This is a genomic window from Campylobacter sp. IFREMER_LSEM_CL2256 (assembly GCF_025771645.1).
Lineage (GTDB): Bacteria > Campylobacterota > Campylobacteria > Campylobacterales > Campylobacteraceae > Campylobacter_D.
The window spans coordinates 49,241-68,888 of sequence record NZ_JAKMQQ010000006.1; the positions used below are offsets into that span (position 1 = coordinate 49,241).

Genomic DNA, 19,648 nt, shown 5'->3' on the forward strand with positions numbered 1-19,648 from the left:
TGAAAGAAAAAATGGATCCAAAAATGGATCCAAAAAAGATTAACGTTTAGAGAATTGTGGGCTTCTTCTTGCTTTTCTGCGACCGTATTTTTTACGCTCAACAGTTCTACTATCTCTAGTAAGAAGTCCTTTTGGTTTTAATAATGCTCTAAAATCTGCATCCATAGCAGCTAAAGCTCTTGAAATACCATGTCTTAAAGCTTCAGCTTGAGCGCTGTATCCACCGCCTAAAGTTGTTGCTTTAATATCTATAGAAGTTTCTTGCTTAGTTACTAATAAAGGCTGAACTACTTTTAATTTTATAGCTTCATGTCCGCCAAGCCAAGTGTTTAAATCCATACCATTAACGATGATTTTACCACTACCAGCTTTTACCCAAACTTTAGCTACAGCGGTTTTTCTTTTACCTGTTGCGTATGTTGTTGCCATGATTATTTTCCTTTATTAGCAATTTGAGCAGTATGAGGATGTTCGCTACCTGCATAAATTTTTAATTTTTTTAGCATAGCTCTACCTAGGTTTGTTTTAGGTAGCATACCACGAACTGCTAATTTATATAATTTAACTGGATTTTTTTCTAATAAATCACCAAATTTTTCACTTTTTACACTTCCAAAATACCCTGAATGTCTGTGGTATAGTTTATCTTCTGCTTTATTTGCACCTGTGAAAACTGCTTTAGAAGCATTGATAATGATTACATAATCTCCACAATCAACATTTGGAGTATAGCAAGGTTTATTTTTACCTCTTAAAATAGTCGCTACTTCTGTTAAAAGACGACCAAAACGCTTTCCTTCAGCGTCTAAAACGATCCATTCGCGTTTTACTTCGTTTGGCTTTGTTATCTTTGTCATCATCTTACCTTTGCCAAAAATTTTTTTAAAAATGAGATTATAATTATTTTAGCTTAATTAATACTTAATTTAAGAATATTTAAAGCTTAAATATTTTGATTAATTTTTGAAGATAAAAGTAAAATAGCACATTTTAAGTAAGTTCTTTATAAAATAACTTTTTATTATATTAAAAATAAGGTTTTATTTTGTTTTCTTTAAAATTTAAAACTCAAGAATATAGAATTTGTAAGCATTGCTCAGAATTTAATCCTGATAAAGACGCTAAATTTTGTATATTTTGCGGAAAAGAATTATACCATGTTGCAAGACAAAAATTTGATTATATTTATAGTAAAAATCCTGCTATCATGGTTGCTTTTTTAGCAAAAGTTGCCAAAGTAGATAATAAAATCATTACTCAAGATTTATCTAAATTTATATCTTCTTTACTTGATAAGATAGAAATGTTTTATACTAAAGAGTATAGTGGCTTTAGAAATACTTATGCAAGTATTTTTGAGTATGAGAAAAGTCAAGATAGAAGCATTAGTGAGCTTTGCTCTAACATACGCATAAGCAAGAAAGAAGCAGATTTTCTTATATGTTTATTGCTTGATCTAATATATTATGATAAACAAATGAGTATAAATGAAAACACCTTAATGGAAAATATCATCATAGGACTTGGATTAAACCTCATAAGCTTTAGGGAAATAAAAATAAGATATGAGCAAATTTATAATTTCACACATGAAAACACTCAGCAAAAACAAGAAAAACACCAAGATGAAATAAAAATCACCCTAGAACAAGCCTATGAAATTTTAAATTCTCATCCAAATGATGATTTTGAAAGTGTTAAGAAAAATTATAGAAAACTAGCTAAAGAATACCACTATGATAATCTTCATTCTAAAGAGCTTCCACCTGAACTTTTAAAGATAGCCCAAGAGATGATGAAAAAGATCAATCTAGCCTATGAAATCATAAAACAAGCAAGGGGTGAATGATGCTTATTTGCAAACGTTGCAATATGAAAAATTTAGATGTAGCTAAATTTTGTAAAGAATGTGGAAGTAATGAACTATACGATCCACAAGCAAAAGAAAAACTAGAAAAAGAAAGACAAAGACAAGAAGAATTAAAAAGATTAGAAGAAGAAAGAAAAAGAAAAATCGAAGAAGAGATAAAAACAGCCCAAGAAGAAAGAGAAAAGAAACTCAAACATAGAAAAGAATTCATCGTAAAACACAAAAGTAAAATCATAGCTAGTGTGATGATTTTGTTTTTGATAGCTTTAGTTAGCGTGTATCAGTATTTTTACGGTGGAAAATATAGCCGAATTTACATAAGCGAACTTGAAAGCAAATGCCTCAATGATGAAGCAAGTTGTAAAATACTCCAAGCTATCTACAAAGAAAAATGTGACAAGGGAGATAGTAAAGCTTGCATAAGTGCTTATATACACAAACATAAGGATCTAAGAGCTATCAAAGATAATGATCAATGGAATTTGGTCGATGAAAATAATAAAATTTTAGTTGAAAATGTATTTGATGATTTTTATTTTAAGAAAGAATTTACGTTGGTTAAATTTAATCATAAATGGGGAATAATAGACAAAAATGGAAGCGTTATAATCGAACCAAAATTTAACTATATATATTTTAATGAAGATCTAATATTTATTGTCTTAAACAGAAAATTAGGGCTTGTCAATAACAATGGAAAAATCACAATAAAACCTACTCTTGATGATATTGGTAATTTTAAAGAAAATTTTGCAATAATCAAATCAAACGAAAAAGTTGGCTTAATAAATAAAGAGGGAGAGATAGTTTTAGAGCCTAAATTTGATTTTATCGGAAATTTTTATGAAAAAATGGCAGCTGTTAAGCTATATAATACTTGGGGATTTATAAATACAAATGGGGAATTTGTAATAAAACCTAAATTTGATGATGTATGGTATTTTAGTGGTGGAAAAGCAAGAGTTAAGCTAAACGGAAAATGGGTATATATTGACAAAAAAGGTAATATTGTATCTAAAGATTAAATAACTTTATAGATTTATTGAAAGGATAAATAATGAACCCTGAAATTATTAAGCTAGGTGATTTTAAGGAAGGTTTGATAATAATTAGAACGGGAAATAATTATGGTTTTATGAATGAAAATGAAGAGATTGTAATAAAACCTATATATGAAGAAGTTTTAGAATTTAGTGAAAATCTTGCTGGTTTTAAACTAAATGGAAGATGGGGTTTTATAGATAAAAACGGAAATCAATTAATAGAAGCAAAATATGATGTAGTCAGCAATTTTAATCGAGGTTTATCAAGAGTTGTATTAAATAACAAATGTGGTTTAATAAACACTAATGATGAAGTTGTTGTAAAATTAATCTATGATTGGATTGATGACTTTAGTGAGGGGCTTGCAATAATCATACTAAATGAAAAGTATGGCTTTATAGATGAAAATGGAAATCGATTAGTAGAGCCTAAATTTGATTATGCTTGGAGTTTTAACAAAGGTTTAGCTGAAGTTAAACTAAATGGAGAATATGGGCTTTTAGATAGAAATGGAAATTTTTCTAATAGAACCTAATATTTAATAAAATAGATTATTAAACCTCCACTATCTCCACTCTATCCTTTAAAACATACACCAAAAAAGCCTTAGTGGAAGTCTTGGTTAAGATTTTTTCTATGGCTTCTTTGTAAAGTAAAACTTGCTTTTTATGCTCGTTTAAATTTAAACCTGTTTTATAATCTATAATGATGGCTTCATTATCATCAAATGCAAGCATATCAAGCTGTTTTTGCTCGCCTTTATAAGTGATGATTTGCTCTTTAAGTAACTTTTTACCCACTAAAAGTGCGTTAAAACTCTCATCTTTTAAAAGCATAGTAAGTCTTTTAAAAAGCTCATCAAAAGCTTCATCATCTAAGTAAAAACGATATTTTTTATACACCATTTGCTTACAAAATTCAAAATTATTTTTAGCGTTAAAATCAAAATATTGTAAAAATTCATGCAAAGCCAAGCCAAAATGTATTTGCTCACTTGTAAAATAGTTTTTAACTTTAACTTCTTGCAAATTTACCTTTTGAAATTCTTCAAAGCTTTCTATTTGCTCTAAATTTTCCAAAGGCTCATTTGTTTTTGAAAGTTGTTCTTCTAAAATACCTATTTGCTTTTCTTCATAATCTTTAAAATATCCTTTAAAACCCTTATAATTTTCATCATTTTTTATAACAAAAAGAGAATTTTTAGCTCTAGTAAGTGCTACATATAGACAATTTATCTCATCTTCTGTTTGGAGTTTTTTTCTTTTGTCTAAAAAGGTATTATAGCTATCATCTTCAAGGTATTCTCTAGCACTATGTCTGTATTTTATTTCCCAACCTTGCTCTAAATCATACTCAAACATTAAAGTATCAGTGTCTGGAGCTTTTTTACTAAGTCTATCAAGCACGATTAAATTTTCAAATTCAAGCCCCTTAGACTTATGCACGGTCATAATGCTAACTCCATCATTTTGCGCTTGTAAAGAACTTAATTTACAAGGACTAAATAAAAAATCAAAAAAATTATCAAAAGTACTTGCATGCTCTAAATAAGCGATAAGATTAACATCACTTAGATCAAGCTTTAAATAATCAATCAAGTATTTTAAAATTTCACCTACACTGCGGTTTAGATCAAGCTCAAGATAACTAAGTTCTTTTTTTGAAATATCATTTACAAAATACAAACTAAACTCATCTTTAAGCACACAAGCCTTTGCATACTCAAAAAGCACTCTTACGCTAATACAATCTAACAAAGGAACATTGCTTTGCGTATAAGCTTTAACGCCATTTTCTTCAAGAAATTCTTGAATCAAAGTGGCGTCTTTATTGACCCATACTAAAATGCAAATATCATCAAGCTTAATGCCTTTTTCTAAAAGTCTATGGATGATTTTTAAAGCTTCTTTAGCACTTGCTTCATAAACAGAACTATCTTTACTAGGGATGTGATTTTGCAAAATTTCTACATACCCACCTTCTTTAACGCTTTTTTGCAAAGTAAAGCTAGGATTTAAAAAGCTATCAAAAAATTTATCTTTAAAGGTGTCATTGACATAATCAACAATGATCTTTTTACTACGATAATTAGTATCCAAATGCTCTAGCTTAATTTGTGGAAAGTCTTTTAAAAGCTTATCAAAAAGTTCTTTTTTACCCCCTCTAAAACCATATATACTCTGTTTTTTATCGCCTACATAAAAAAAACTTCTGTTTTTTTTCACACCCTCACCTGAAACAAGCTCAGCGATAATAGGCTTTAAAATTTGATACTGCAAGACATTAGTATCTTGAAATTCATCGATTAATAAATGAGAAATATAACCATCAAGTCTAAAATAAATCAAATCTTTATTAGCCTCATCACTAATTAATTCATAAGTTTTTAAGGCTATATCTGAAAAAGTTAATGCATTTTGCTTGGTATTATTTTCATTTCTTGCTTCTTTAAAATGCACCAAAAGCTTTGCAAGCATACTTATGCGGTAATTTTCCATTTGATTAAAATATTCTTTTGCATTTTGTATAAGCTCTGCTCTTTTTTGTGAAAATTCATTATCAATGACTTTAGTAAAATAATTTTTATCTAAATTACTAATAATAGGCTTAGCGAAAAAATCTTCCATTCTTTCAAAATTAAAATTTGAAAGATAATTTTTATTTGTGCTTAAATTTTTTGCATAAGCTATAAACTCATCAATATTTTTTTCTAAAGCAGCCTTACTTGGAAAGTAAGCTTTTGGATTTGGCTTAACATCACAATGCTTTATATATAAATTTTCAAGGTTTTTTAAAAAATCACTTTTGCTTTTTGTTTGGATAATGTAATACGCTAGACTTTTTAGCTCTTCTTCGTTTAATTTAGCAATGAAATTTTTATAACTATCTTGACTTTCTATGATCTCAAAATCACTCATAAAACCTAAATTTAAAGCAAAAGAACGAATGATTTGCGAAAAAAAACTATCAAAGGTATAGATATTGAGTTTAGATCTTAAAAATTCGTTTTTACGCTTTTGTCTTAAATCTACAAGCTCTTCTTTGCTTTTGCCCAGCATTCTCATAAGCTCATTGCATTCTGCTTTATTTTCTCCATTTTCAAGCACATCAAATTCTAAAAAGGTTTTAAAAATCCTTTCTTTCATCTCACTTGTGGTTTTATTGGTAAAAGTAAGAGCTAAAATTTCATTAATCTTAGCTCCCATTAACACCAAGGCTACAAAACGCACGCTTAATGCAAAGGTTTTTCCACTTCCTGCACTAGCTTCTAAAGCTAAAAAAGGCTCAAAATTACAACTCAAAGCTTAAACTCCTTTTTATAAAGCATGGTATAAGGACTATAGGTATTATCATTTCTTTGATTAGTAAATTCTTTTTCTAAAGGCTCTTTTGCAAGCTCATTAAGCATGTCTTTAAGCTCTTGCACCTTTTCACTTTCAGTATTTTCATAAACGATTTTCATATTTTTTAAATCATAAAAACAAGCATTTATATTTTCTAAAGGGTATACACCCTCTAATAAAAACTTATAAAAAGCAAGCTGGTAAGTTTTTTCATCTATTTTCCCAGTTTTATAATCTATGACTAATTTTTCATTTTCATTTTCATCTAATCTATCTAAACGTCCAAAAATAGTAATTTTAACTCCATTTTCAGCGATAAAATCTTTTTTTTGTGAAAATTCACAATCTCTTACCATAAAACCTTGTTTAAAATGCTCATTTTCAAGCACTTGAAATTCTTTAAACATTGCTTGTATTAAAGCTAAATTTAAAGCATCGATTTTGTAATCTTTCAAATTTTTTACAATATCCATAAATTTTTCATAGTCAAAATATTTTGCTTTTTTGTTTTGTTTATAGTATTTTTCCAAAGCTTTATGAATAAAACTTCCTAGCTCATTCGCTCTAAGAGTATCTTCTAATTCTTTTGGTTCTTTTAGTCCTAAGACATATTTATAATAATAATCTAAGCCATAATTTATCAAAAGGTGAAATCTCGTAAAAGTAAGCTCTTTACTAAAATAATCATGCTTAGCCATTATATGTGCAATTGGCTCAAGGTTAAAATCACACTTGTGTGTTTGAAAGTATTTGATATAGGCATTGTCACTGTATCTTTTATCTTCTATGAGTGAAAAATCAAGCTCACTTAAAAATCTTGACTTGATTTTTTCTTCATTTTCTACATAAGAAATTCCTACTAATTTTGCCTTGGCTATTAAAGTGTAATAATAATGTCTTTGTAAATTTTCTCTTTGAGCATGAGTAATAAGTCCTGCTTTTTTTCGAATTTCATTATTTAAAAATAACTCACTTGAAACTCTTTTAGGGATAAACTCATCATTAAAATCAACTATAACCACCCCATCAAAGCTGAGCCCCCTACTTTCTAAAAGACCCATTACAGTAACTTCACCACCGCCAACACTACTTAGTTTTTTACTGTCAATTTGCATGAAAAATAACTCTAAAATTTGCTTAAAACTTAAAGTATGTGTTTTTATAAGTTCTTTGATAAAAGCAAGCTCTTGATAGATATAATCTTGCAATTCTTGATTGTTAATATCTTCTAGCAAATTATGGATGAAGTTTTCAAAAAAATCAAAAGAGATATTTTCATCAAAAAGCTTTTTAAACTCTATAAAATCAATGCCAGAAGGATAAAAATGCAAATTACATAAGTGCTTGTTTAACTTTTGCCTATCAAAAAAATCTTCACTAAGCTCATACTCAAACTCATCATCTTTAGCACTTTCATATAAAGTCTTTAATCTATGATAAAAAAGCGTATGTTTGATACTTTCCCCATTGGCATAGTTTAATACATTGTTTTTATCATAAAGTCTTAAAATATCTACAAAGTTCTCATCAGGGGTAATCACTACAATATCTTTTGCACTAATACCAGCTTTTAAAAAGCTGTTAATTTTTTCAAAAACAAAAGCAGCTTGCAAAGACCGTAAATTAAAACTTTTATAAGTGATTTTATTTTCTTGTACAAAAGGACACTCTTGTAATATTTGCGCTTGGTTTACATCATATAAATACGCATGATTTTCCTTAAGAGAAAGCCCTTGTAAAAAGCTAAGAGAACTTAAAAAATCTTTATTAAATTTAGTACAATTAAATTGCACTTTAAGAGGAAGTATTTCCTTAACTTTTAACAAAAGCTCTACTTCAAAAGCATTCAAAAAACCTTGAAAATCAAAAATAATCTCATCATAATTTTTTAAAAAATCATTATTAATTTCATAATCTAACGCTAAAGAAATATCATCATATAAATTTTGTTCATGTAATAGGGTAAGATAATTTTTAAAAAGCTCTTCTAAAATTTGTAAATGTTCATCATACTGAGCATAAGCGTCATAATTTTTTAAAGCACTAATATCCTTTTTCTCCAAGCTAAGTTCTTTAAAAAAACTAAATAAATAAGCATTGTTTTTTAAAAATGCAAAAAAATTACTCGGTATTTTCAAACTTTGTTCTAAATTTTTAGTTTGTTCACAAGCCTTTTTCATCAAAAGCAAACACTCATAATGAGTTGCTTGAAAATGTGGAGAAAAAACTAATTTTTGCATAAATTCAGCTATACTCATAGCCGGATCTACTAAAGTGTCTATTTGTAGTTTTTTCTCATAATATTTTCTTAAAGCTCTTAGTGAGCTAAAAACAAAAAGCTTCATTATTTAGTCTGTAAAAAGAATTTAGAAAATCCTACGCTATTTTCATCTTGAGTGATTTTTAAAAGTATTTGCCATACGCCTTTTTCTTTGATATTAAAATCAAACACCAAATCACTTCCTTCTAATCTTGCTTGTAAATTCTCATCATTTACATTTGTATGTGGACGCGAAAGCAAGGTTTGAATTTGAAGTTTATTTAAGTCATAATCTTTTAAATTTTCAATCGCAATCCTAAGCTCATTTTGCCCTTCATTAATATAATAAACTTGATTTTTCTTATGTATAAAGCTTTCTTTATCTTTAATGCTTAGCTTAAAATTTTCATCAAAAGTCTTTTGTCTGTTTTGAATTTCATTATAATTTAACTCTACATTTTGATAAGAATCAAAATAAAAATTATCTTCATATACAGGTGCTTTACTTGCGATAAAAATCGTTACAATACAAGCTATAACAATAAGCCCTAAAGAAATCAAAATACCATAAGGCCAAAATGTTTTCTGATTTTGCATTTATCTTCTCCTTTTGATTTTTCTTTGAACTAGCATCAAAATTGCGACACATAAAAAACCATAAATTAAAATTCTCATGATATTTAAAGTATCACGATTTGAATTTCCATAAAAAGGTTTTATATTAAAATGATTTGCCACTTGATCAGCAATATCTGCATAACCATTTAAAATAGCAGCATTGTAAATGTCTTTTTGTTTAGGATTTGCAAGTATAGGCAAAATCGTTCCTTTTTCAGGGTAAGGACTCAAAACACCTTCTTTATCAAAAAAAGCTAAAGCATCATCACTTGCAAGTATATCCACCTTATGTGAAGCTTTAGAAAATACAAGTAAAATATATGGTTTACTTAAATTAGCTTCATAGCTCTTTAAACTTTCAAAATCTTTTTTATCACTTAATGCCAAAGCGATATTTACTCCGGTTAACTCACGAATTTGCTTAGAGCTTGAAGTAATATTTTGTTCTATTGCAGTATTTAAGATATTGTCATTTAATAGTATTTCAGCATGTAAGAAATTAGCAAAGCAAATAAAAACGGCGGTTAAAAAACCGCCTTTAAATATATTTTTCATCCTATAAAAAGGTGATTTACAGTTAAAACTGACCAAGCAGTAACTCCTGCTGCTACAACTAAGCCAGCTATGATTAAGTATTCAAGAACTTTTGCCATAATCATTCCTTTATGATGATATGTTCTTCTCTTTTAGAGTCAAACATTTTAATTTGCTCTGCATTTTCTATTTTATAAGGTTTTTGCATAACATCTTGCTGTGTTTTAAGACCCCAAACAGTAAGTCCAGCTAGAATCGATAGCAATAAAACAGTTGCTATTAACATTCCACTAACACCCGAAAGTGAAAATACACATCTATTTGAATTTTCCATTATTCACCCCTTGAAAGAGAAATTGCATATTCGCTAACTGCTTCTTTTTGAAGCTCATTTAATAAACCATTATTAAAATGAGGCATTACACCTATACTACCTGCTTTACCACGATTTAAAACATCTACTACAAACTCAGCACTGCCATATTTTGTCAAATCCGGAGCAACCAATTGCCCATCAATAGTTCCTTTTCCATCTTCACCATGACACACCGTACAAGTTGCAAAAAGTTCTTTTCCTTTTGCTACAAGTTGAGGATTTTCAGTTTTTTTAATTGCTGAAATTTCAGAAGCAACATAGGCAGCAATTGCAGGGATATCAGCCTCATCTATGCCATTATCAGCTGCACTTAACATTTCACCCATAGGATAATTCATACCCTTAGAACCTTTAGTAATTACCTCTATAAGCCCTTCTTCTGAACCCCAAATGTTAAGATTTTGTGCTTTTCCATTAATACCATCACCTGTAATACCATGACAAGAAGAACATTGAACCAAGAAAATATTCTTACCCATTTCTTGTTTATCTTGTGCACTTAAATTTGCAAATTTTTGTGCAAATTTTTCATTATGTGCTTGTACTTCTTTATTATACTCACCAATTTGAGAATAACTATTTAAAGGATATCCCCAAAGAAAATACCATATACACCATACTATAGCTAAGAAAAACACTACAGCCCAACCAAGTGGTATAGGATTTTTAAACTCACCTATACCATCCCAACTATGTTCGCTTAGTTCACCTTGGCTCTTTTCTTCTTTCATACTTTTAAACAATTTTCCTACCACAACAAGCGTAATTAGTATGATAAGAATTGCTCCAATAAAAGATAATAAATTAACATTATCTTGTAAATTCAACCATTGCATTAAGCACTCCTTTTATTTTGCTCTAAAACACGATCGCTGATTTCATCATGCAATGCCAAATCAGCGTATTTTTCATAGTTTCTTCTACCTGTTTTTTCAGATCTATACAAATGAAACCAATAAGAATACAAAACTACCACTAAAAATACTACAAGAGCAAAAAAACCATAAGCTTGTAGCTCTCTTATTAGTTCTAAATCCATAGTTTTTCCTATTTTAAGCTGTTAAGATACGCAATCAAAGCTACAATCTCTCTAATTTCACCTCTAGCAAACGCATCTTTAACATCTTGATTTTTCATTTGATCTACTATAGCTTGAGCTTCTGCTTTAACTTCTGCTTGAGCCTCTTCCCAAGTACCTAGTTTTGTACCATTTTCAGTATCATAAGGCACATTGAAAACTTTTTTTACAGTTAGTGCTTCTGCATAAGCTGTTTCTATATTTGCATTATTGCTAAACATATGTTTATAAGCTGGCATAATAGAACCAGGGACAACTGAAACTGGATCCCACATGTGATTTTCATGCCAATCTGTTGTTCTAAAATTACCTATACGTAATAAATCAGGCCCTGTTCTTTTTGAACCCCATAAAAATGGTCTATCATAAGCATATTCACCACTAACTGAGTACATACCATAACGATCTGTTTCTGATTTAAAAGGACGAATAAGTTGTGAATGACATGCATTACAACTTTCTTTAATATAAGCATGACGTCCTGCAAGTTGTAAAACTGTATAAGGTTTTTTACCTTCAATTGGTCTTGCATTCTGAGCAAAATCAGGTAAAACTTCTACGATACCTGCATATGCAATCACTATAAATACTGCCACAGCAAAAAAGAATGGATTTTTTTCTAACCAACTAAACATATTTTTCCTCCTTATGCTGCCATAGGTGAAGCACTTTTTGGCTCTTTATCAAGCACTCTACCCACTGAAATTGATTTATAAATATTATAAACAAACATGAAAAATCCTACTAAGTATAACAAGCCACCCACAGCTCTAATCCAATAATAAGGAACAATAGCTTCAACAGTATCAATGAAAGTATAAAGTAAGTTACCATACTCATCAGTAGCTCTCCACATCATACCTTGAGTAATACCTGCTATCCACATAGAACTAAAGTACAATACTATACCTGTAGTTTGAATCCAAAATTGAGCTTCCATTAATGATTTGCTATATAGTTCTCTTTTAAACATTCTAGGCACCATGTGATAAAGTGCAGCCATAGTCATAAAGCCAACCCAACCTAAAGTACCATCATGAACATGTCCTGGAATCCAATCTGTAAAGTGTGCTAATGCATTAACTGATTTAATAGAAAGAATAGGACCTTCTAAAGTTGAGAACATATAGAAAGTTGAAGCTAAAATCATAAATTTAATCAACGGACTTTCTCTTAATTGACTCCACTCACCTTTCATAGTAAGTAAAATATTAATTGCTGAACCCCAAGAAGGTAAAATAAGCACAATTGAAAAAACTGAACCCATAGTTTGCATCCAATCAGGCACAGTAGAATAAATCAAGTGGTGTCCACCTGCCCATAGATAAACAAACATTAAGCCCCAAAACGCAAATAAAGATAACTTATATGAGAAAATTGGCTGACCACTTTCTTTTGGTAAGAAATAATAAATTTGAGCAATAATACCAACAGTAAATACAAATGCAACAGCATTGTGTCCATACCACCATTGAACTAACGCATCATTAGTTCCTGCATACATAGAAACACTATGCCACCAATCGCCCATTCCACTTACAAAATAAGTTGGTACAGCCATATTATTAAATAGATAAAGCATTGCTATACCTAAGAAGGTAGCTATATAATACCAAAGTGAAACGTATAAAGTTTTTTCACGGCGAATTCCAATAAGCCCAAAAATACTTACACCCCATAAAACCCAAACTAAAACTACCAATATATCAAGTGGCCATTCAAGCTCTGCGTATTCTTTTGAAGTACTAATACCTGCAAACAAAGTAATAACAGCTATAATCATAGTGATCATATAAAGCCAAAAATGTAGTTTGCCAACAAACATTAAAAAGCTTGATTCTGCCATACTAACTTTTAGCACACGCTGACCAATATAATACCAAGTAGCCCAAATTCCTGAGAGCATAAAACCAAAAATTACACCTGAAGTGTGCAATGGTCTAAGTCTTGAAAAAGTGCCATACTCACCAGCTAAATAGTTTAAATCCGGATAAGCCATTTGAAAGGCAATAAGCGTTCCAATAGCCATACCAATAACACCAAACAATAAGGTAGCAAACATAAAATATTTAGCAACCGTATAGTCATAGTTTAATGCATTTCCTGGGTGCATTTCCTCTCCTTAAGTTTTTTTCTGCAATATGCAATCGCTATATTATATGATAATTATCATCTTTTTTAGCTTAAAATCACAATGATTAATCATCTATTAAGAATTATAAGTAAATAATAAATTTTATCGAGTTAAAGAAAAACCTATATAAGAAAAATACAAGCCATAAAAAAATATTAAAATATAAGAAATCAAACTAGCTGTTTTTTGAAATTTTTCACTCAGTGTTTTAGAAAAATAAGCAAAAAATACCAAAGCAGGCAGTGTTGAAAGTCCAAAAACAAGCATAATTAACGCTGATAAGTATACATTTTGTACACTCATTCCAAAAGCTATATAAAAATACACCAAGCCACAAGGTACAAAACCATTTAAAAAGCCTAAAAAAATAGTACTTTTTAAAGACTTATTTTGAATTAATCTTGAAATGTTTTTTTTAATGACACAGTCAAAAATTAAAGAGCTTTCAAAAAAAGCTAACAATTTTCCTTTAAAAATTAAAGCAAAAGCTAAAACCACCATAAAAATCCCGATAGTAAAAAGCATTATACCTTTTGCAAATTCGCTAAAAGAAAATAAATTTCCAAAAAATCCAAAAAATACGCCCAAACAGACATAGGCAAAAATTCTAGATAAATGATAAGAGAAAATCAAAAGAGAAAAAGGGAGTTTGATCTGCTTTGAAAGCTGAGTATAAGCTAAAATAAAACCTCCGCACATTCCATAACAATGTCCAAAGCTAGAAAGAAAAGCTATACTCGCTAAAGCAATAAAATCTAAATTCACAAAAGCTCTAAAAATTCTTTAAAGATGTATTTGCTCTCATGTGGTCCTGAGGAGCTTTCTGGGTGATGTTGTACTGAAATGATAGGATAATTTTTGTATTTTACACCCTCTACATTATCACCAAATAAATTTCTATGAGTAATTGTTGCAACCTCTGCTATTTCTTCAGGAACATTATAGTTGTGATTTTGCGCTGTGATTTCTACTGTATTATTTGTAAGATTAATTACTGGATGATTTGCTCCATGTTGACCAAATTTCATCTTATAAGTTTCATAACCAAATGCATTACTTAAAAGCTGGTGCCCTAAACAAATACCTAGCATAGGAATTTTTGCTTCTGCTAATTTTTTAATCTCTGTAATTTCATCTTTTAAAATTTTTGGCTCACCTGGTCCATTGGATAAAAATACTCCATGAATTGCACCTTTTTGGTATAAATCAATCAAATCTTTTGCCTTGGTATTATAAGGAAAAACCTCTACTTCAAGTCCTACACTCACAAGTTCATTTAAAATATTTTCTTTTACACCATAATCAATCACAGCTACTTTTTTACCATTTGCTTTTACATTCTCATAAGTTTTGTTGCTATGATTCCAAGCACCTTTATTATGCTTATAAGAGCTTTTAGTGCTAACTTGTGCTACATAATTTACCTCATCGATTTTAGCACTAGAAAGAAGCATTTTCTTAAGCTCTTCTTTGTCTTTAATTTCAGTAGATATTATAGCTCTTAAATTTCCTTGATCTCTAATCATTTTAACCAAAAATCTTGTATCAATTTCACAAAGTCCTATTTTGCCATGGTTTTTCAAATAAGCACTCAAAGAATCATTGGCTCTAAAATTAGAATAATCTTCATTTAATTCCCTTATGATCATACCGCTAGCAAAAACTTCTTTGCTTTCATTATCTTCATCATTAACGCCAACTATACCAATTTCTGGCATTGAGAAAACCACAAATTGGCCCGCATATGAAGGATCAGAAATAATCTCTTGATAGCCCGTTAAAGAAGTATTAAAAACAAGCTCACCAAAAAAAGTTCCACTTTCTCCAAAAGCCTTTGCACTTAAAAAAACATCATTTTCTATATAAATATATGCTTTCATAAAAGTCCCTTTTTTCTAAGCTCTTCTTGGTAAAGCTTTTCAAACACCAATTCATATTCTTCAGAACCTGGGATAAGCTTTCTTTTATAATTTGAAATTTTTTCATAAACCAAATCTTCTAAATTTTCATACTCTTTTAAATAAGACATAATACTTGAGAAAATGAGATTTTTCACACGATTTTCTGATACATTATAATTTATCAAATCCTCTTCTACTAAATTTTCTAAAATTTTATGAGAAAGGTTATTGTATCTATCTTCACTATCAAGCATAAATTTAAACTCATTTGCTAATTTTTTCTTAATCATCCAAAACATACTTTTTCTATCTATTTGCATAAACTCGATTTCATCTTCCTGGCTTTCTAAAAGCTCTTTTGCTTTTTCATCAAGCTTACGCTCGTTTAAAACATCTATTTCTATAATCTCTTTTGCTATTTTTAAAAGTTTTTGACTATCATCTTTAATTTTAACAAAAGAAGAATGCATTAAATCAAGTATTATTTTATTTGCTATATAAGGTATGTGAGCTGGTTTGATACGCATTTATTCACCTTTTTATTTTTATTGAAATAATACTAAAAAAAAGGTAAAAACTGCTTAAAACTTACTGCGAACTTGCATTTTGATCTAAATTTTTTAAAAGTAATGTTAAATCTGAAGCTTTCTTAGGTTCCATTTTTGCCATAATGGATGAAATTTTTCTAGGATCAAGCGAAAGTAGAATTTTTGAAGCTTCATCAGGTTCCATTTCACTTAATATACCTGCAACAGCCACATCTTTCATTTTTGCATAGATTTCTGTAATACGCCCCATAGTTTTATCATTAATCGCTTGGAGATTTTCTCTAGTTGCTTTCAATATACGTTCATTTTGTTCTTTTAAGCTTTTGATTTGTTCTAAACTTGCATTAATATCAGCTTCTTTTTGTACCAAAGCTTGCATTTTTTGTTTTTGCAAAGCTTCAAAAGATGCTCTATATGCTTCTAAACTTTGTCTTGCCTCATCATATTCTCTAATTTGTTCTTGCATTTGCTCTTTTCTTGCTTCAAAATATTGCTCACAATTTTGTTGCGCATTTACAAAATTTAAAAAAATTAATAAAAATATTATTTTTTTCATTATTTATCCTTATTAAAATGCCTTGTTATAGCAAGTTCATCTATAAATTTTTCTTCTTCTTTTTGTAAGGCTTTTTGAATCTTTTTTAATTCTTCATTTTCTAAAACTTTGATTTTTTCAAATTCCAAATGAGCTTTTTTATATAAATGCTGATGATGCGCTAATTCTTTTTTGGTTAAATCCAATTTTTGTTTAATTCTTTGCTTGCCTTCTCTTGCAATTTCTTGCATTTTTAAAGACGATCTTAACAAAGCTATCGAACCCTTTTCGGCTAAAGTTAAGCTTTCGCAAGTTTTTGAGGCTTCTTTAAGCTCTTCCTCGCATTGCAAAAGCTTTTGTCTTGTTTTAGTTAAATTTGCTTCTGCTTTATCAAGCTGTTGTTTTCTAAGCTTAATCACAGAAGAATATTTGCTTTTCATAAAATGATAGTATCTTCTCTTTCAGGGCTTGTAGAGATATAGCCTACTTTAACACCACTTAATTCTTCTAAACGTTTAATGTATTTTTTGGCATTTTCAGGTAACAAATCATAATCCCTAATCCCTGCAACTTTATCCCAACCTTCCATTACTTCATAAATAGGTTTAGCATTTTCTAAATCACAAGGTACATAATCTATTTCTTGTCCCTTATACTCATAAGCTTTACAAATTTTAACACTTTCAAAACCATCTAATACATCAAGTTTCATTAATGATAAAGTATCTAAGCCATTTAATCTTGCGGTATATCTTACCGCAACCGCATCAAACCAACCACATCTTCTTTTTCTACCTGTACTTACACCGATTTCTTTACCAATAAGTCCTATTTTTTCACCATCTTCACCTAAATCTTCACTTGGAAAAGCTCCATTTCCCACTCTTGTTGTATAAGCTTTTACTATACCTATAACTTTTCCAATTTCTTTTGGATTTAACCCCAAACCACTTAAAGCTCCAGCTGAAATAGTTGTTGAACTAGTAACATAAGGATAAGTTCCATGGTCAATATCAAGCATTGATCCTTGCGCACCTTCTAATAATACTTTTTTATCCTCATCTAAAGCTTTCCAAAGCATTCTTGTAGTATCTGTAATATATGGTGCTAATACTTCTTTAAAGCGTTTTAAATCTTTTAAGATTTCATCATAACTAGGCATTGCGATACCCAAAGCATTAAAATAAGTTTTTTTAAGTTCAAAATCTTTCATTAAATTTTCACAAAGTTTTTCAGGCTCTAGCAACTCCCCTACTCTATGTCCATTGCGACTTATTTTATCTTCATAACTTGGTCCTATACCTTTGCCTGTTGTACCTATAGCTTTATCGCCTTTAAGTCTTTCTCTTGCTTGATCAATCAAAGCATGGTGGTTTAAATTTAAATGAGCCCTATCACTTATAAATAATCTTCCTTCTAAATTTTCAAATTGAGCCATTTCACTAATTAATACATCAGGATTAACTACAACCCCATTTCCTATAACATTAATACATTGCTTATTTAAAACACCTGATGGCATTAAATGTAAAGCATATCTTATACCATCAACCCATATAGTGTGACCTGCATTATGTCCACCTGCACTCCTGCAAACATAATCATAATTTTCGCATAGTTTATCAACTATCTTACCTTTACCCTCATCACCCCATTGGATACCAACGACAATATCTGCTTTACTCATAAAAACTCCATTTTGACTTAAATTTGGCGAGAAGGTGAGAGAATCGAACTCCCCAAAAAGTAGTCAACTACCCTTTCATCTGATTTGAAGTCAGTGGCCATCACCAGATAAGCTAACCTTCCAAAAAGATATTATATCTTAATATTTTTAATTAAAACAAAAATTAAATACTTAAAGTTATAAGTGGTTTTGTTTTATTTTATTATCAAAATTCTTAGTTATAATAGTAGTTTTTATTTTAGTGTCAAGTTTTGACAATCACAATTTTTGGATACAACAATGTATTCTTTCAAACAATCTTTTTTTATAAATTTTTGGGATAATTCCAAAGGCATGATTATGCTTGGAATTTTAAGTGCTATTTATTTTGGAATTTTTGGTAGTGTTTGGGCAGTCACTGGCGAAATGACACGCTGGGGTGGAGAGTTTTTAGAATTTTTTGGTATAGACTTAAGCTCTTATTCTTATTATCAAAAGCAAAATTTAAACGGTACTCCCTTAACAAGAATTGATGGTATTATGCTTATAGGTATGTTTATAGGGTGTTTAAGCGCTGCATTTTTAGCAAATAAATTCAAATGGCGCTTACCTGCTAGCAAAATTCGAATTTTTCAAGCTATTATAGGTGGAATTTTATCTGGTTTTGGCGCAAGACTTGCCTTTGGATGTAACCTAGCAAATTTTTTTACAGGCTTGCCTTATTTTTCTTTACATACTTGGGTTTTTACTTTATTTATGATTTTAGGGATTTATTTAGCTGTTAAAGTTTGCAATCTATCACCTTTTAAACCAAAAGCCAAATTACAACGTGTTTGTAAAGAAAACCAACCATTAAAAACACACAATAAAACCGCAAAGATATATTTTTATATAGGATTTGGTGTGTTTATAATTTTTATAACTTATGTTGTACTTATACTACAAAAACAACCTTTAAATATTAACAACAAAGAAAGTATTCTTCCTTTAGCGTTAATATTTGGCTTTGTTTTTGGTTTTATCATATCTAGAGCTCAAATTTGCTTTACTTCTTGCTTTAGAGATTTATTTTTATTTGGTAGAGATAATGCCATAAAGGGAGCTTTAATAGGTATGATTATAGCTTGTTTAATAGCTTTTGCATTTATCTTACAAGGACACACTAGCAAAATAATAGAAATATCACCAAATATTGCTTTAGGTGCTTTTTTATTTGGCTTTGGGATAGTTTTTGCCGGAGGATGCGAGTGTGGCTGGATGTATCGAGCTTGTGAAGGACAAAGTCATTTTATTATAGTGGGTATTGCAAATATTATTGGCACTATGATATTAGCTTTAAGCTACGATTTTTTTCCAAATTTCTTAACAGATGGAGTAAAGATTCATCTTTTAAATGAATTTGGTTATTTTAATGGCTTAGTAATCAATTTAACTTTATTTGCAATTTTATTTTTATTTATATTAAAGTTTAAAAAATCATTCTTTTTCAAACAAAATAAAAAAGGAAAAATATGATTATTCATTATAGTTTAAATTTAGAAGGTGAAGCTTGTCCATACCCTGCTATAGCCACTATTGATGCCTTAAAAGAACTAAAATCAGGTGAAGTTTTAGAAATTTTATGCGACTGTCCGCAAAGTATCAATTCTATACCTCAAGATGCTAAAAATCGTGGTTTTGAAATTCTAGAAATAAATCAAGATGGCCCAACGCTTAGATTTTTAATTCAAAAGCCTTAAA

General features: G+C 29.6%; 23 protein-coding genes and 1 tRNA gene. 5 read left to right on the forward strand and 19 right to left on the reverse strand.

The window, feature by feature from the left end; genetic code table 11:
• Positions 1-39: 39 nt before the first annotated feature.
• Positions 40-429, reverse strand: a complete 390-nt coding sequence (rpsI, locus tag L8U00_RS04100) for a 30S ribosomal protein S9 (RefSeq protein ID WP_263708597.1) — start codon at positions 427-429, stop codon at positions 40-42.
• 2 nt (positions 430-431) lie between these two features.
• On the reverse strand, positions 432-857 hold the full coding sequence (rplM, locus tag L8U00_RS04105) for a 50S ribosomal protein L13 (protein WP_039617653.1): 426 nt from the start codon (positions 855-857) through the stop codon (positions 432-434).
• Between the two features lie 188 nt (positions 858-1,045).
• Here rplM and L8U00_RS04110 point away from each other — a divergent pair, with 188 nt between their 5' ends.
• The 3 genes from L8U00_RS04110 to L8U00_RS04120 are packed head-to-tail and all read left to right on the forward strand — an operon-like array spanning position 1,046 to position 3,449.
• The gene (locus L8U00_RS04110) at positions 1,046-1,849 is read left to right on the forward strand and encodes a DnaJ domain-containing protein (protein ID WP_263708598.1); all 804 of its coding nucleotides are present in this window, start codon (positions 1,046-1,048) and stop codon (positions 1,847-1,849) included.
• Positions 1,849-2,895 (forward strand): WG repeat-containing protein, encoded by a 1,047-nt coding sequence (locus L8U00_RS04115; protein WP_263708599.1) that lies wholly within the window; start codon positions 1,849-1,851, stop codon positions 2,893-2,895. Before L8U00_RS04110 ends, L8U00_RS04115 begins: the two co-directional genes overlap by 1 nt.
• 32 nt (positions 2,896-2,927) lie before the next feature.
• Positions 2,928-3,449, forward strand: coding sequence for a WG repeat-containing protein (locus L8U00_RS04120; protein WP_263708600.1), 522 nt, complete (start codon positions 2,928-2,930; stop codon positions 3,447-3,449).
• Between the two features lie 19 nt (positions 3,450-3,468).
• Here the strand turns inward: L8U00_RS04120 and L8U00_RS04125 are convergent, their stop codons facing one another.
• The 17 genes from L8U00_RS04125 to L8U00_RS04205 all read right to left on the reverse strand — a co-directional run bounded on the left by L8U00_RS04125 (position 3,469) and on the right by L8U00_RS04205 (position 18,051).
• On the reverse strand, positions 3,469-6,216 hold the full coding sequence (locus L8U00_RS04125; RefSeq protein WP_263708602.1) for a RecB-like helicase: 2,748 nt from the start codon (positions 6,214-6,216) through the stop codon (positions 3,469-3,471).
• A complete protein-coding gene (locus L8U00_RS04130) occupies positions 6,213-8,603 on the reverse strand; it encodes a PD-(D/E)XK nuclease family protein (RefSeq protein WP_263708604.1) in 2,391 nt (796 codons plus the stop codon). The genes L8U00_RS04125 and L8U00_RS04130 overlap by 4 nt, the downstream gene beginning before the upstream one ends.
• Complete coding sequence (locus L8U00_RS04135; protein ID WP_263708605.1) at positions 8,603-9,115, reverse strand: FixH family protein; 513 nt, start codon at positions 9,113-9,115, stop codon at positions 8,603-8,605. The genes L8U00_RS04130 and L8U00_RS04135 overlap by 1 nt, the downstream gene beginning before the upstream one ends.
• Positions 9,116-9,691, reverse strand: a complete 576-nt coding sequence (locus L8U00_RS04140) for a hypothetical protein (protein WP_149062089.1) — start codon at positions 9,689-9,691, stop codon at positions 9,116-9,118.
• Positions 9,688-9,789, reverse strand: coding sequence for a hypothetical protein (locus L8U00_RS04145; protein WP_149062088.1), 102 nt, complete (start codon positions 9,787-9,789; stop codon positions 9,688-9,690). The genes L8U00_RS04140 and L8U00_RS04145 overlap by 4 nt, the downstream gene beginning before the upstream one ends.
• Before the next feature lie 2 nt (positions 9,790-9,791).
• The gene (locus tag L8U00_RS04150) at positions 9,792-10,004 is read right to left on the reverse strand and encodes a DUF4006 family protein (RefSeq protein WP_039617641.1); all 213 of its coding nucleotides are present in this window, start codon (positions 10,002-10,004) and stop codon (positions 9,792-9,794) included.
• Complete coding sequence (ccoP, locus tag L8U00_RS04155; RefSeq protein WP_220516176.1) at positions 10,004-10,882, reverse strand: cytochrome-c oxidase, cbb3-type subunit III; 879 nt, start codon at positions 10,880-10,882, stop codon at positions 10,004-10,006. The genes L8U00_RS04150 and ccoP overlap by 1 nt, the downstream gene beginning before the upstream one ends.
• Positions 10,882-11,085 carry a cytochrome c oxidase, cbb3-type, CcoQ subunit gene (locus tag L8U00_RS04160; RefSeq protein ID WP_039617636.1) on the reverse strand — a complete coding sequence of 68 codons (204 nt, stop codon included), beginning with the start codon at positions 11,083-11,085 and terminating at the stop codon, positions 10,882-10,884. Before L8U00_RS04160 ends, ccoP begins: the two co-directional genes overlap by 1 nt.
• An 8-nt stretch (positions 11,086-11,093) precedes the next feature.
• On the reverse strand, positions 11,094-11,759 hold the full coding sequence (gene ccoO / locus L8U00_RS04165; RefSeq protein WP_149062087.1) for a cytochrome-c oxidase, cbb3-type subunit II: 666 nt from the start codon (positions 11,757-11,759) through the stop codon (positions 11,094-11,096).
• A gap of 11 nt (positions 11,760-11,770) precedes the next feature.
• Positions 11,771-13,237 carry a cytochrome-c oxidase, cbb3-type subunit I gene (ccoN, locus tag L8U00_RS04170; RefSeq protein WP_263663810.1) on the reverse strand — a complete coding sequence of 489 codons (1,467 nt, stop codon included), beginning with the start codon at positions 13,235-13,237 and terminating at the stop codon, positions 11,771-11,773.
• Between the two features lie 123 nt (positions 13,238-13,360).
• On the reverse strand, positions 13,361-14,023 hold the full coding sequence (locus L8U00_RS04175) for a sulfite exporter TauE/SafE family protein (protein ID WP_263663809.1): 663 nt from the start codon (positions 14,021-14,023) through the stop codon (positions 13,361-13,363).
• Positions 14,020-15,138 (reverse strand): glutamine-hydrolyzing carbamoyl-phosphate synthase small subunit, encoded by a 1,119-nt coding sequence (gene carA, locus L8U00_RS04180; RefSeq protein WP_263708606.1) that lies wholly within the window; start codon positions 15,136-15,138, stop codon positions 14,020-14,022. The genes L8U00_RS04175 and carA overlap by 4 nt, the downstream gene beginning before the upstream one ends.
• Entirely contained in the window at positions 15,135-15,686 is a 552-nt protein-coding gene (locus L8U00_RS04185; RefSeq protein WP_039617626.1) for a DUF507 family protein, read from the reverse strand. The genes carA and L8U00_RS04185 overlap by 4 nt, the downstream gene beginning before the upstream one ends.
• Before the next feature lie 61 nt (positions 15,687-15,747).
• Positions 15,748-16,263, reverse strand: coding sequence for a MotE family protein (locus tag L8U00_RS04190; protein ID WP_412175421.1), 516 nt, complete (start codon positions 16,261-16,263; stop codon positions 15,748-15,750).
• On the reverse strand, positions 16,263-16,682 hold the full coding sequence (locus L8U00_RS04195; protein ID WP_263708607.1) for a flagellar FliJ family protein: 420 nt from the start codon (positions 16,680-16,682) through the stop codon (positions 16,263-16,265). The genes L8U00_RS04190 and L8U00_RS04195 overlap by 1 nt, the downstream gene beginning before the upstream one ends.
• Entirely contained in the window at positions 16,679-17,929 is a 1,251-nt protein-coding gene (locus L8U00_RS04200) for an adenylosuccinate synthase (RefSeq protein ID WP_263708608.1), read from the reverse strand. Before L8U00_RS04200 ends, L8U00_RS04195 begins: the two co-directional genes overlap by 4 nt.
• Before the next feature lie 24 nt (positions 17,930-17,953).
• Positions 17,954-18,051: transfer RNA gene (locus L8U00_RS04205), tRNA-Sec, on the reverse strand.
• Between the two features lie 157 nt (positions 18,052-18,208).
• Between L8U00_RS04205 and yedE the strand changes: the two genes are divergently transcribed.
• Both yedE and yedF read left to right on the forward strand, forming a co-directional pair.
• Positions 18,209-19,423: a selenium metabolism membrane protein YedE/FdhT gene (gene yedE / locus L8U00_RS04210; RefSeq protein WP_263708609.1), complete on the forward strand. Its 1,215-nt coding sequence runs from the start codon at positions 18,209-18,211 to the stop codon at positions 19,421-19,423.
• The gene (gene yedF, locus L8U00_RS04215) at positions 19,420-19,647 is read left to right on the forward strand and encodes a sulfurtransferase-like selenium metabolism protein YedF (protein ID WP_012661107.1); all 228 of its coding nucleotides are present in this window, start codon (positions 19,420-19,422) and stop codon (positions 19,645-19,647) included. The genes yedE and yedF overlap by 4 nt, the downstream gene beginning before the upstream one ends.
• Position 19,648: the final 1 nt, after the last annotated feature.